11 protein-coding genes and 2 pseudogenes are annotated in these 13591 nt (G+C 48.1%); 3 read left to right on the top strand and 10 right to left on the bottom strand.

The genetic code is table 11. The annotated features are described in order from the left end of the window. From Q0095_RS06490 to Q0095_RS06480, 3 genes and pseudogenes are all read right to left on the bottom strand, one after another. A pseudogene (locus tag Q0095_RS06490) lies at positions 1-286 on the bottom strand (biotin attachment protein); the annotation flags it as partial. A 43-nt stretch (positions 287-329) separates the two neighbouring features. Beyond that, a complete protein-coding gene (locus tag Q0095_RS06485) occupies positions 330-1691 on the bottom strand; it encodes a TRAP transporter large permease subunit (RefSeq protein ID WP_297882467.1) in 1362 nt (453 codons plus the stop codon). Between the two features lie 93 nt (positions 1692-1784). Continuing rightward, positions 1785-2354, bottom strand: coding sequence for a TRAP transporter small permease subunit (locus Q0095_RS06480; RefSeq protein ID WP_295150776.1), 570 nt, complete (start codon positions 2352-2354; stop codon positions 1785-1787). A gap of 96 nt (positions 2355-2450) precedes the next feature. Here Q0095_RS06480 and Q0095_RS06475 point away from each other — a divergent pair, with 96 nt between their 5' ends. Further along, positions 2451-3062, top strand: a complete 612-nt coding sequence (locus tag Q0095_RS06475; protein WP_297882465.1) for a disulfide bond formation protein B — start codon at positions 2451-2453, stop codon at positions 3060-3062. Positions 3063-3079: 17 nt separating this feature from the next. Here the strand turns inward: Q0095_RS06475 and Q0095_RS06470 are convergent, their stop codons facing one another. Next, positions 3080-3475 (bottom strand): type II secretion system protein, encoded by a 396-nt coding sequence (locus tag Q0095_RS06470; RefSeq protein WP_297882463.1) that lies wholly within the window; start codon positions 3473-3475, stop codon positions 3080-3082. A 62-nt stretch (positions 3476-3537) separates the two neighbouring features. After that, on the bottom strand, positions 3538-4311 hold the full coding sequence (locus Q0095_RS06465; RefSeq protein WP_297882461.1) for a 3'(2'),5'-bisphosphate nucleotidase CysQ: 774 nt from the start codon (positions 4309-4311) through the stop codon (positions 3538-3540). Positions 4312-4460: 149 nt separating this feature from the next. Here Q0095_RS06465 and Q0095_RS06460 point away from each other — a divergent pair, with 149 nt between their 5' ends. Beyond that, positions 4461-5147, top strand: coding sequence for a SapC family protein (locus Q0095_RS06460; protein ID WP_297882459.1), 687 nt, complete (start codon positions 4461-4463; stop codon positions 5145-5147). Between the two features lie 971 nt (positions 5148-6118). Here Q0095_RS06460 and pepT read toward each other — a convergent pair. From pepT to Q0095_RS06435, 5 genes and pseudogenes are all read right to left on the bottom strand, one after another. Further along, positions 6119-7347 (bottom strand): annotated as a pseudogene (pepT, locus tag Q0095_RS06455) (peptidase T). A gap of 11 nt (positions 7348-7358) precedes the next feature. Continuing rightward, on the bottom strand, positions 7359-8705 hold the full coding sequence (gene dcuC, locus Q0095_RS06450; RefSeq protein WP_297882454.1) for a C4-dicarboxylate transporter DcuC: 1347 nt from the start codon (positions 8703-8705) through the stop codon (positions 7359-7361). A gap of 11 nt (positions 8706-8716) precedes the next feature. Further along, a complete protein-coding gene (gene pepE / locus Q0095_RS06445; RefSeq protein ID WP_297882452.1) occupies positions 8717-9415 on the bottom strand; it encodes a dipeptidase PepE in 699 nt (232 codons plus the stop codon). Between the two features lie 10 nt (positions 9416-9425). Next, positions 9426-10742, bottom strand: a complete 1317-nt coding sequence (locus tag Q0095_RS06440) for an amidohydrolase (protein WP_297882450.1) — start codon at positions 10740-10742, stop codon at positions 9426-9428. A gap of 10 nt (positions 10743-10752) precedes the next feature. After that, positions 10753-11991, bottom strand: coding sequence for a Zn-dependent hydrolase (locus Q0095_RS06435; protein ID WP_297882448.1), 1239 nt, complete (start codon positions 11989-11991; stop codon positions 10753-10755). 237 nt (positions 11992-12228) lie between these two features. Here Q0095_RS06435 and Q0095_RS06430 point away from each other — a divergent pair, with 237 nt between their 5' ends. After that, on the top strand, positions 12229-13230 hold the full coding sequence (locus Q0095_RS06430) for a hypothetical protein (RefSeq protein WP_297882445.1): 1002 nt from the start codon (positions 12229-12231) through the stop codon (positions 13228-13230). Positions 13231-13591: the final 361 nt, after the last annotated feature.

Raw genomic sequence — 13591 nt, 5'->3', positions numbered from 1 at the left:
CCGTATCTAGCGTCACGGTATTTACGCCGCGGCTTAGAGTTTGCAAGTTTGCCTCGGGCCCGACCGTTTCGCGAAATTTATCCATCATCGCAAACGCGTCTTCGTTCAAATAAAAATAAAGGCTCTGAAACCGCGCCCCGCCGCCAAACTCAAAGTGCGTTATGCCAGCCTCTTTAGCCGCGCTAACCGCGGGCAAAAAATCAGCCATCGCCACGCGCGCGCCGAAAACTGACTGAAATCCGTCGCGAAAGGTCGTATCCATAACGTCGATAAGCTTTTTAGCCATTTTTAGCTCCTAAGATTAAATTTATGCGCAAATTTTAATATTTCTAGCCTAAAAAAGCTTTTAAACCAAAAACCCCGGGAAAGATTGCGAGCGTTAATAGCACTAGAATTTGCAGCAAAATAAAGGGCAGTACACCTTTGTAAATGTCCGTGGTGTGGATTTGCGGCGGAGTCACGCCCTTTAAGAAAAATATCGAAAATCCAAATGGCGGCGTCATAAACGACGTTTGTAAATTTACAGCGATTAAGATCGCAAACCAGACAGGATTGATATGCAAAGACTCTACTATCGGCAAAAGTATCGGCAAAATGATATATGAAATTTCGACATAATCGAGAAAAAATCCAAGCACTATGATAACTACCATCGTAAGCGCGATAAATCCCCATGCTTGACCGGGCAGATTTTCCATAAAATTTTTTACGACCTCATCTCCGCCCGTGTAAGAAAAAATCATCGAAAATGCCGTGGCGCCCATCAAAATCATAAAAACCATACCCGAAATTTTAGCGGTATTTTTTAGCGCGTCATAGATCAGCCTAAACGAAAACGTGCGGTACAAAACGGCTAGCGCTATCGCACCCAAACAGCCTACCGACGAGCTCTCCGTAGGCGTAGCTATGCCCGCAAAAATAGATCCCAAGACGAGCAAAATCAGCACGAGCACCGGCACGACGTTTTTAAGCGCGATAAAAATTTGCTTTGATTTGCTAAGTCCCTCTAGCGGCGGAACAGGCGGCGCATAATCTTTGCAAATATATGAAATAATCGCAATATAAATCACGTAAAAACCCACTAGCACGAGCCCCGGAATAACTGCTGCAGAAAAAAGATCACCCACAGAGACCGAAAGTATATCGCCTAAAATAATCAGCACGATCGAGGGCGGGATAATCTGCCCAAGCGTGCCCGCAGCAGCGATAGTGCCGGTAGCCAGTGGCTTATCATAGCCGTATTTCATCATCACGGGCAGGCTGATAATGCCCATAGCGATGACAGTCGCGCCCACGATGCCCGTCGTAGCCGCAAGTAACGCGCCCACCAAAACAGTGCTGATCGCCACGCCGCCTCGTACGCCACCGAATAAAAATGCCATTGACTCTAATAAACGCTCCGCAAGGCGAGTCTTTTGCAAAATCATACCCATCAAAATAAAAAGCGGCACCGAAATTAGCAGCTGATTTTCCATAATCGAGTAAATTCTATTAGGCATCAGTGAAAAAAACTGCCTACTCATATCCTCGAAAGCTTCGGTTAAAATTTCAAAGCCCTGCGCGTAATCCCACGCCTCACTAAGTCCGTAGATAAAGCCAAAAATAACCGCTACAGCACCAAATGTAAACGCAACGGGAAAACCCAGTAAAAGCATAAAAAGCGCTGCCGCAAACATCACTATGCCTATCATAGCTCGCCACCTTTTATCTCGTCGTGGCAAAATTCCGCCCAAGCGAGAAAAGCGTAAAATTTATAGAATTTTAAATTTAAGCTCATTCTGCCCTCACACACTCTGTGCGCCCGAAGAATTCCCACTAAGAAATTCCGAGCCCTTGTTTTCCCTAACATCAAGCAGGGCATTAATATTTTTAATCAAAAATCCAAATGCGTAGATAAATAAAAACGCGTAGCTAAGCGTGATTGCGGACTTGATGATCCAAAGATGCTGCATACCGCCGGGATTGGCACTGGCCTCATGGCTCGTATAAGCCTCGCTCACATAATCGATCGAAAAAAACGCCACGAGCGCCACGAAAGGCAAAATGAAGAATATCGTACCTAAGATATTTATGAGCGCTTTTGCAGTGGGGCTAAATTTTTCGTAAAAAATATCCACGCGAACGTGGGCGTTTTCTTTGAGCGCGTAGGTCACACCGAATAAAAACATCGCCGAATATAGCCACCACGTAAGTTCTTGCATAGCAACGGAATTTGCGGCTGGAAAAAGATAACGCGCCACAACATTGTAAAAAACGACTATAACTAAAAGCGCCAAAAATACGATACTCAATACGCCTAAAATATTTGCGAACGCATCAAAAGCTCTTTCTAATTTGCGTAAAAAATTCCTCAAAATTTTACCCTTTGCTTGAAATTTTTTCTATAAAAGTTGGGATTTTAGCAAAAATATCTGCAATTTATTATAAAATTATGCGCGGAAAGGATTTTTATGATTTTAAAATTTCAAAACAGATACTCTAAAAAATTTCTCGCTTTTTGCGCTATCTGGGCGTTTTTTTGGCTAGCATTTTCATATTTTTTCTTGCAAAAATTCCTTTTTATCTATCCAGAAAGCTTTAGCATTCACGTGAGATTCGCACTTTGCGCCATAGCGCTAGGAGCGGTGATTTTAGCTATTTGCGGCAAGAGCGTTTACGGCGCGGTTTGCGGATATGCGGTATGGTTTTATGGCGCGGCGCTGGGATTTGTCTCATCGCTAAATTTAGCTAAAATTCACACGGTACTGCGAGGAAGCGGAGATATGAGCGGGATGAGCGGCTGCGGTGGAGCGGTGAGATTTTTAAATTTCGATTTAAGCGCAGTGCCAATTTTTAAGCCATTTAACAGCTGCGCATTCGACATACCGGCGTTACCTGCTGGCGCGGCGCTAGAGGGACTGCAAGCTAAGCTAACGGCGCTTTATAGCGGAGGTTGGTATCTGTTTCCAGCAAGCAAAAGCGTGGATCTGGCACAATTTTGGAGCTTTATCTTTATATTTTTCGCAATTATTTGGATAATTGGAATTTTTCTTGGATTTTTGAATAAAAAGGCGCAGAGATAGTCCCTGCGCCAAAGAAGCTACTGCTTAATAATCAATAAAGCGTCGGACGCATAGACGGCATTTATATTCTTTAACCCCGGCATATCCCATACTTGGGCACATAAACCGTCCATCTTTTTTGTAAGAGTAACCTTGGTTTTGCTATCGACGGTATATGTAGCACAAGTCTTGCCTTTTACGGTAATAGGATTTTTAACATTCGTCATATTATTAAAACCTGTCGTGCTATTATCATACTCGCCTTGCGAAGTATAATAAGCCATTAGATCAGTCAGTGATGTAGATACATTCTGTGCTGCCCTAACGACCTCTGCATCATCGCGCGTAGCTGCTAGTCTTGGAATGGCAATTGCCGCCAAAACACCTAAAATCACGATCACGAAAATTAATTCGATCATAGTAAAACCCTTCATGTTTTTATCCTTTGATAAAAAATTTTGGACTTATATTATAGAGCGTTTACTATAAATTTAACTTAAAAATTCTTTGCAAATTCTAACATTTTGGATAAATTTTTCATCGCATTCGCGCCGACCGCCAAATAATGGTTATTTATCAGGCTTTTTCCGTTATAAAGCGGCGCCTTCATCGTCTTTAGATCCACTACCGCTCCGCCGCTTTGATGTAGCAAAAAATCCCCCGCGGCAATGTCCCAAAGTGAGCAGTCGCTAAATCTCGCATACGCGCTGGCACCCCCTTCGGCTAAGATGCAAAATTTTATCGCAGAGCCTTTGCGCACGAGCTGCATTTTAAATTTTTGCGCGAATTGCGGATATTTTTCGGATTTGCTATGTCGGCCGTGCATGAAGATTTGCGGCGCACTAACGGGGCGAACGAGCAACACGCCGTTTTTATAAACTCCGCCGCCGTTTGAGCTATATACGTCGCCGCTTACGGGCACACCGATCGCCGATAAAATCGGGCGCCCATGCTCGATTAGCGCAATGCAGACGCAAAACTCGCCGTTGCGCGCGATAAACTCCTTCGTGCCGTCCAGTGGATCTATCAGCCAAAATCTTTCCTCGCTCATGCGCCGCTTACTATCCAGCACGCACTCTTCCGAGCAGATCGCGATGCCGCTAGGCTCCAGGGTGCTCATTATCACATCGTTTGCCGCAAGATCGGCGTTCGTAAGCGGAGATCTGTCCGCTTTGACAAAGACATCAAATTTGTCGTAGTTTTGCATTATCGCGGCGTTTGCTTTTTTTGCGGCGTCCGTCGCGAGCGCCAAAAGCTCATCCAAGCCCACTTTCGCTCCTTAAATTTAACGGCAATTCTATCAAATTTAAAATTCTAAACGTCTAAATTTGCGCAAATAAAAACGAACGAAATTCCAAAAATCTTTAGAATTTTAATATTCTTTTTTATATAATTGCTAAAATTTTTTAAAGGATCAACATGACCCCAGTCGTATTAGATAGCGTTAAACACGCGGATTTGAAATATCACGCAGACGCATTTCCCACCGCGCCTTTTGTACCAGTGATCGCGCCGGAGATCCCGTTTTGCGCGGACAACCTCGTTATCGTATTTACCATTGAAAAAGAGCCCAAAATGGTGGCGCTGCTAGGGCGCACCAAAAACGTTCTAATCGATAAGGATTATAAAGGAACTGTGCCTTCTTCGGTGCAGAATTATCCGTTTTTCCTAGCCCAGATCGGCGAACAGACGGCGATCTGCTTCGATAAGGACGCGCAGCAGATCAAGGGCGACGGCGAGGCGCTTTTTAAAGACGGTAAGCCGACGCCGTTTTTACAAAATTTAAAAGAGGTGATGAAAAATTACGCCGATTTGGATATGCGCACGCGCGTTGCGGCGGCGGAATTTCAAAAGGCGGGGATTTTAGAAGCCAAAGAGCTCGGTATCAACTCTAGCGGCAAGGAATCATCTCTGCTAAACGGCTTTTCGGTCGTAAATCGCGAAAAGCTTTTGAAGTTAAGCGATAAAAAGCTTGCGGATTTCGCGCGCCGCGGATATCTGGAGCTAGCGTATTTCCACCTAAAAAGCCTTGCAAATTTTCAGCGTCTAGGCGATAAGATCATGCAGCTTGACCCGCCGACCGCGCAGAAAGAAGCGAAAAAATAGACCGTTTTCGCCTCCTAAGTAGCTCATAATTTTTAGAATTTTATGATTTAATGTCGCAGAATTTAATTCCTAAAAGCGCCATTGCGCGAAATTGTCGCAAGTATTTTACGGCGTGAGTTATTTTTATAAATACCAATTAAGCTTATCTAGCAGCATAAGCTTTAGAGCTTAAATGACTTTATTCGCAGCTAAGACTAAACACACTGCGAGCCTGATCGTATAATTTTGCCATAAAAATTTATGGCAAAATTTATCACCCTGCCCACGCAGGATTTTATATCCAATATCCTCCGATGCTAGAAATATTGCATGGAATTTTACTTAATTTAAATAAAATTTTTTGTCATATAAATTTATAAAATTTAAGCCTATTTTTTAAGCTTGAATTACGCTTTTAAAACAAAGTGCTGTGATAGAATTTTAAACGGAGTGCTTAAATTTAGCCCGCGCGGTTTATAGATAATTCAGCATGCAGGCCGACTGCTTCCGTAAATTTTAATTTAAAGAAATTCCGTGCCGTTTTAAGCGCTCTTACGACGCTGTGTCGCCCCGAAAAATAGATCTCACTTGCGCTAAAAACGTCCGCTCTGCCTGCCGCGAGAATAAAATTCTACCAGTCGATACGGCGTGTCTGCTAGCCATCTAAATCGTCGAAATATAAAATTTGCCGCAGTTTAACGCGACAAGCTGCAAAAATGCGCGGTCGTACCATATGCAAAGAGCATTAAGACGCGACAATAAGCGGGCCGTAAAGCACAGGACGCGGCAAAATTTTACAACGCACCTTTTTGAGCTCGCCAAACCGTGCGCTCAGCAGAGTAAAGCAAAATTTCATAGCCGCGTGGAATTTTGCTTAGCAAGCTAAAATTCCGCCTTACTAAACAAAATTCCGTCCGCTAGATAAAATTCCGCGGCGGAATGAACGAGCTAAATTAAAATCAAATCTGCGCGCGGAGTAGAAAGCGCCCTAGCTAAGCTCGCGCCGCCGCCAGCGTTATGATCCGCTTAACCACCTCGCTCGCCGCTTTTAAAGAGCCTACGGGCAGGTATTCGTAGATCGAGTGGTATGCCCGCCGGTAAAGAGGTTCGGGCACGGCAGCCCCTTTGCCGAGATGACGGCGCCGTCGTAGCCGCCTCGCATAGGCTTGATCTTGGGCTCGATATTTAGGCTTTTAAAAGCCTGCTTCGCAAAGCAAATTGCCGGCGCGTCGTCGTTTTTCAAAAAGTTATAGACGTTTTTATAGCGGTCGTTTAGCGAAATTTCGATCCGATCGCCCCAGATCGCGCGAAGCCCGTCCGCAGTTTTTTGCAAAAATTCCATGCGCTGCTCGTATCTTTTCTCGTCAAATTCCCTCACGTCGATCTTTAGGACGGTCTTTGCGCTATTGCCACTAAGCTCCTTGACCCAAAAATAGCCCTCCTTGCCCTCTGTGTATTCGGGCGCCTCGCCTGCGGGCAGCAGCGAGATAAACTTATGCGCCAAAAGCAAGGAATTTACGAGCTTGCCCTTGGCGTTCATCGGATGAGCGGACTGGCCTTTGAAGGTAACGACGCAATCGCCCGCGTTCCAATTCTCGTAGATAAACTCGCCGATGCCGCAGCAATCAAGGCAGTAGCCAAAGTCCGCACCTATCTCGCTTACATCCAGTGCCTTTGCGCCCCGCAAGCCCTGCTCCTCGTCCGGTACGAAGCAGGCGATTATCTCTCCGTGTTTGATCTGTGAATTTTGGACGAAAAATTCCAGCGCATTCACGATCGCGGCGATCGCCGCCTTATCGTCGGCGCCTAGCAAGCTGGTGCCATCCGTTACGATGATCTCATCTCCTTTATAATTTTGCAGCTCCTCATTTTCGCTCTCTTTAAGATAGATCTCTAGCTCTTTATTTAGGCAGATATCGCCGCCTTCGTATCTTACGATCTGAGCCTTGGTATCATTCGTCTGCTCGGCGCTGGTATCAAGATGGGCAAAAAACGCTACTTTCGCAGCGGGCGAGTTTAAATTTGAGGGAATTTTAGCGATTAAAATCGACTTTTCGTTCAGGCTGATATTTTTTATGCCTAGAGCTTCTAGCTCGCCTTTTATGAGGCCTGCGAGCTCAAGCTCCTTGGGGTTTGAGGGCATTATGCCCGCAGCGCCCGCGACTCTATTTGTGGTGGTGTTGATCTTGGTGTAGTTTAAAAACCTCTGCACAATATCCACAAATGAGCCTTTTATAAAATGACAAATGCGATGACGCAGACGGATATAAACATCCCTAGAGCCGTTCTTTTGGCGATCTGAATAGGATTTACCATCGCAAGTCCCGCGCAAACGATGCAAGCGCCCGCGATCGGCGATGCGCTCCTGCCTAGCGCGCCGCTTATCGCAACCGCCATACCGAGCTTATCTTGTTCAAAGCCTAGCGCGTCGGCGTGCACGGTCACGGCGGTGTTAAACGCCATCGACGCCGCATCTCCCGAGCCTGTCACGACGCCCATAAAAAACGGCACGAAGGTTCCGCCGAATTTTACGTAGCCCTGCTCGCCCTTTAGCCACTCAATTACGAAATCGATCGCTCCGCACGCGCTAAGACCCGCGACGAAGACGCCCGCTGCGATGATGATACCTATGATCTCGGCATACGCGCTACCCATGCCTTTGAAAAATTCCTTCGTAATTTTTTGAGGATCGGTTAGAGTAACGGCGATGGTGAGGATAGCGCCCAGTAGCATCGCCTCGGCGACGCCCATCTTGGTCCATTTAAGAAAGGAGATCGTGTTGAGCTTGGACGTACCGCCGATGATTAAGATCACCAAAGGCACTAGCGGCATAAGCGCGTGCAAGACGTTTAGCTTCTGAGGCTGCGCATCTAAATTTGAACCGTCGGCGGAATTTGACGCGGCGGAATTTGCGCCGTCCTCTCTTTGCGCTAGATAATTCACCCCCTTGGTGTAGTCTTTGCAAACTATCGCCGTTATACTCATTACGATTAAAACTACGATCAAAGCGGCAATCGCGCTGGAAAACTGCACTCCGATGACGTCTTGAACCGTGTAAGATGGGTTGTGTGCCTTTACCATATCGGCGACAAATACGTTGTGCGCCGAGCCCGGGCTTAAAACGCTACCGAAAGTGCCCGCAAATACCGCAGCTCCCGCCATCTCTGGTTTAACGCCCGCAGCCATCATCACGGGGATCAGCGTAGCGCCGACCGCAGCCGAGCAGCCCGCAGCGGAGGGGATAGCGATATTGATAAAATATGTAAGCGCCACGACGATAGGGATCAATAAAAATCCGATATTTCCAAGAGGTCTGGTTAGTAAATTTACGAGCGCGCGGTCGCAGCCGGTAAATTTCATCACGAAGGCAAAACCCATGCTGGCGCATATTGCCTTAATAAGACCTGCTTTAGTCATATACGAGGTAAAGGCGCCCAGCCCGTCCAGCGGCTTTAGACAAAGCACGCACAGCACCAAACCCACGCCGATAAGCACGGTTTTGGTATCTTTTTTCATGATCAGTAAAGCGACGACTGCGACGATACCCGCAAGCGCCAAAAATAGCCTAAACGTCTGCACGATAACTCCTTTTAAATTTTAAATTTACTTCCCACGGCGATGCGCGAGATCTCTTTTTTGTACTCGAATTTCAGCACGTCCGCATGCCCCATCACTTCGCACTCGTTTCCGTTTATCAAAAATGCGCTGCCCTCGGGCATAGCGTAGACGCTGTCATTTTGATTGACGATCAAAAACTCCTCCAGCCGCTCCTCCCTGCTCTCGCCGTTGTGGTTTGAAATTTTACCGCTTATAAAGTGCGGATTGATCTGATACGGAAATATCCCCAAAGCTACCGGCGAGGGCGGGAAGACGATCGGCATATCATTGGTAGTCATCATCGTCTTGCCCGCGACGTTTGCGCCCGCAGACCAACCGAAATACGGCGTACCGCTATCTACGGCGTCTTTGATCACACCTAAGAGATCAAATTTATAAAGCTCATTTAGCAGCACGAAGGTATTGCCGCCGCCGATGCAGATCGATTTGGCATTTTTGACGGCGGCTTTCATATCGGCAAAGCGGTGGATCGATCTGATATTATTACTCTCCAAGCAGTCCGCGACCTTCTGCTCGTATTGTTCGTTTGTGCGCCTAACACCTGCAAACGGAATGAATAAAATTTCATCCTCCCAAAGACTTCCTAAAAATTCCTTGATCCACCCCTTGCAGTGGTTCAGATAGCCGCTGTCTTTGTAACTGGAAGCGCTTAGAAGTAGTGCTCTTTTCATGCCGCCTTCCTTAAGCTTTGCTGTTTAGCTTATACGCGCAGCGCAGATACACGTCCACCCCCGCAAGCAGCGAGTCCTCGTCAAAGTCGAATTTGGCGTTGTGATGTCCCGCCGCAAGCGTCGTGCCGATCATCAGATATCCGCTTTTGCCGCCCGCATCTTGGACCGAGCGCATAAAATGCGCGAAGTCCTCGCATGCGCCAAAGCTTAGCTCCCTTACGATTTTATCGTCGTCGATAAACGGCGATGCCTTTGCCGCATCCTCGTAAAGCTGCGTGGTAGCCTCATCGCTATCGCCGCCTGCGGTGCCGCCCGTAACCTGCACATCGTAGCTAACGCCGTAAATTTTAGAAACGCCCTCCACTATGTCCATGCATTTGGACTTCATAAACTCATTCAGTTCCGTGCTCTCTCCGCGCGTCTCGCACGCAAGGTAGCCGTTAGGCGCGATGACGTTACGCCCTTCGCCCGCGCGCAGCACGCCTACGTTGATACGCGTGACGCCGTCTGCATGCCTCGTGATGCCGTGCATATCAAGTGCCATCTCGGCTGCGGCGAGCAGAGCGTTGGCTCCGTTTTGCGGCGCGCCCGCGGCGTGAGCGGACTTGCCTTTTAAATTTACGTCAAATTTAGTAGTCGCAAGCAGCTTTTTGGTGCCGCAGATGATACCTCTCATCGTGTTTGCCTGAAAGCCGATATGACCGCCAAGCAGATAATCCACGCCCTTGGTGACGCCCGCAGCTTCCATGCCTACGGCGCCTCTGGTACCCTCCTCGGCGGTTTGAAAGATAAATCTAAATTTACCGCTAAAATCGTCTAGGCTCTGCGCGATCAGCTTTGCTAAAGCAAGCCCCATCGTGATATGCCCGTCGTGCCCGCACGCGTGCGTAATGCCGCTAATGTCGGAGCGAAAGCCCTCCTTAAAAGGGCGGTGATCCGCGTCCGTGCTCTCGGTCACGTCCACGCCGTCTATATCAAATCTAAAAGCGACCGTCTTGCCCGCGCGCCCCGTGTCTATTTCGGCAACTAAACCCGTTAGCCCGTCCTCCATCGCATCAAGAAATTTTATCTGATCTGCGTTTAGCAGCCCTTCGGCGCGCTGCTTCGCCTTCTCGCAGGCATCCTTGCTGCCTACGCCCTGCCTCGCTTCTGCCTTTACCACCTCGCGACCGAGCTTTATCTCATAGCCCAAGCGCTGCATACGATCTGCGATAACCGCGGTCGTAAAAAAGGTAAACCAGCCCGTCTCGGGATGCGAGTGGAAAAACCTGCGATCCCCGATCATCTCGCTCTTGAGCGCCTCTACTTTTTGTGCGATAGCATCCATCTTCTCTCCTTTATTTTTTAGCTAAGCTTAACATCGCCGCAGCCAGAACCTTCGTAGCGGCAAAGGCGTCGTGCCAGTTTATGCTTTCATTTACGTTGTGGCTGATGCCGTCCTTGCACGGCACGAAAAGCATCCCCACGCGATCCGCAAGCTCCGTCATATTCATCGCGTCATGTCCCGCACCGCTAGGAAGCCTCAGACTTGGAATTTTAAGCTCGTCGGCACAGCTCTCAAGCAGATCTATCATCTCCTCGCTTAGCTTTACGGGGCGATCCTTGATGAGATTTTTTAGTTCAAATCTACACCCTCTGCGAGCGCAAATTTCACCTATCGCGGCGCAAATTTTATCATCCGCTGCCCTAAGCGCATCCTCGTCTATATCGCGTATATCAAGACCTAGCGTGCAGGAGCCCGGGATCACGTTTAGCACGCCGGGTAGCGCATTTGCATAGCCCGTCGTTGCGACCGTGGTTTTGCCCTCCTTGGCGATCCTCTCCGCGCTTAAAACGATCTCGCTAGCGCAAGCTAGGGCGTCGCAGCGCATATCCATCGGCGTAGCGCCGCTGTGATCGGCCCTACCCTCGATCCGCAGCTCGTATCGCACGGGCGCGGCGATACCCGTGACGATGCCTACGGGGATGCCGCGTCGCTGTAATACCGGCCCTTGCTCGATATGAAGCTCGATATAGCTATGAAAGCTGGATTTTGGCAGGATGCAGCTTTTTAAATTTGCGGGATTTAGCCCGAAATCCTGCATGGCGTCAAATAGCGAAATTCCGTCTTTATCCTTTAGCTCGCCCAGCCGCTGCCGCGATAGCTTGCCGCTGATTATCTTGCTGCCTACGGTCGCCATTTTAAAGCGGCTCGATTCCTCGCAAACAAAGACGATGAGCTCCAGCGGTCGCGCAAGCTCCTCGCCGCTATCTCGCACCGTGCGGATCGCCTCCAAAGCAGCCATGACGCCTAGCGTACCGTCATAAAAGCCGCCCTGCGGCACGCTATCGATATGCGAGCCAGCACTTACGGACGGCAGATCGGGATTTTTAACGCCTCCAAATTTAGCGAAAATATTGCCCGCATCGTCGATTTTGATCTTGAAATTTTCTTTTTGAAGTAGCGATATGAGGAAGTCGCGCGCCTCTTTGTCCTCGCGCGAAAATGCAAGCCGCGTAAGCCCACCGCCCACTAAAGCTCCAAAGCGGCTTATCTGCTCAAACTCGCTTTTAAGGCGCTGCATGTTTATCTCCATAAATTCCCCTTTTCTTAAAAAATTTATGAGTATGGCATTTTAATATCAAATTTATATAACGAAGCTGAAATTTGCCTATCGCAGCGGCAAATGGGGCGCTAAAACGGCGCGAGCAAAGCCGCTTTAAGATAACGCTATAAATTTTAAATTTTGCCTTCTGGGCTTTAAAATCGCGATAAGCTGCTTAGCTTCAGACTAAACGGATATAATTATCGCAAAATTTAATAAGGATCAGGAATGAAACAGGGCTCGTTAGAGGGGCTTTATGAAAAGCTAAGGCAATTTGATAGGCTGGCGGATAAAGAGGAGTATCTGTTTGACGCGATAAAGGGCGCCATAGAAGCGGAAAATTTCGAATTTGCCGCGCAAATTTGCGACTTTGTGCTAAACGAGGAATTTGAAAAATTCGGCGCGGTTTTAAGAACGAGGGCGCTAATGTGGCTCACGGGCTACATCGCGCAAAATTTAAAAGAAAGCGAATACCCGAATTTCGGCGACTTCGAGAGCTGCCTGTGGAAATTTAAATGGATAGTCTCGGGCATCGCCAAAAGCTCCGTGATCGAAAGAGAGCTCATAGACGAGGCAAACGAGGCGATGCTGTTTTACTACGAGCGCTTGGAGCTCTCGCTGGCCTCATACTACAAGGCTTTGATGAATCAAAACATCGATATGGGCGATGCCAGGGAGGCAAGGTCCAACTATGAGCTGTGGAAAAATCTCGCCAAAGACGATATGGGTGATTGCGAGGCGTGCGAAGCAAGCGATGAGATCGCGTATTTAAATTTTGCCGGCGAGCACGAAGCGGCGCTGGGGCTTGCCGAGCCGATACTTTCCGGCGAACTAACCTGCTCCGAGGTGCCGCACATAACCTACGCGCCGATACTTTTTAGTATGATAGCGCTAGGCAGGACCTGGGAGGCGAAAATCCTGCTGCCAAAGGCCGCGGCGACGATCGAGTCAAATCCTCGCGTCATAAATCAGATCGCGCCGCTAATCGAGATCGCCGTTAGGCTGGATGAGCGCGAGACGGCATTAAATTTGGCCCGCAAGCACTCCGCGGCGATCCTTGATGGCAACGACGATCTAAACGACCTGCGATTTTTCATCGCAGTTAGCGCGTTCGGCGATGAGAGCGACTACAAAACGGCTTTGGAGCTGGCGGGTAGATTTGACGCTAGAAATCAAAATTTTTACTACGCCGATTATCTAAATAAATTTTACGAGGAATTTGGGAGTTGAAATTTTGACGATTTAAAGGCCTAGCGCGCTTTGCCTATAAATCAGTCGTCGTTTCTAGCGCGCGGCAAATTTTAACCGCTTACTCGCGCACGTCGGCAGCCGGTCATCAAGATATGCGACGCAACACGCATATGTCATAAATTTTAAATTTTATTTGGTGGGATGAGAACAAAAACGCCCCAGCAGCCCACATCATCCGCTAAACCGCGCGGACGGAAGCGAATATCTGCGGCGGTAGGATGTGCGTTCTAAATTTAGCCGCCTTGGTCGACGTAAAATCTAAATTTAAACCCGGCCTAGCGCTGATCCCGCTCGGCTTTGAGCAGTTCATCCTGCAAACGCAGGAACTCGGCAGAGAGCG

The sequence above is a fragment of the uncultured Campylobacter sp. genome (assembly GCF_938045535.1).
In the GTDB taxonomy this organism is placed as follows: domain Bacteria; phylum Campylobacterota; class Campylobacteria; order Campylobacterales; family Campylobacteraceae; genus Campylobacter_B.
This window is presented reverse-complemented; position numbering and strand designations above follow the sequence as displayed.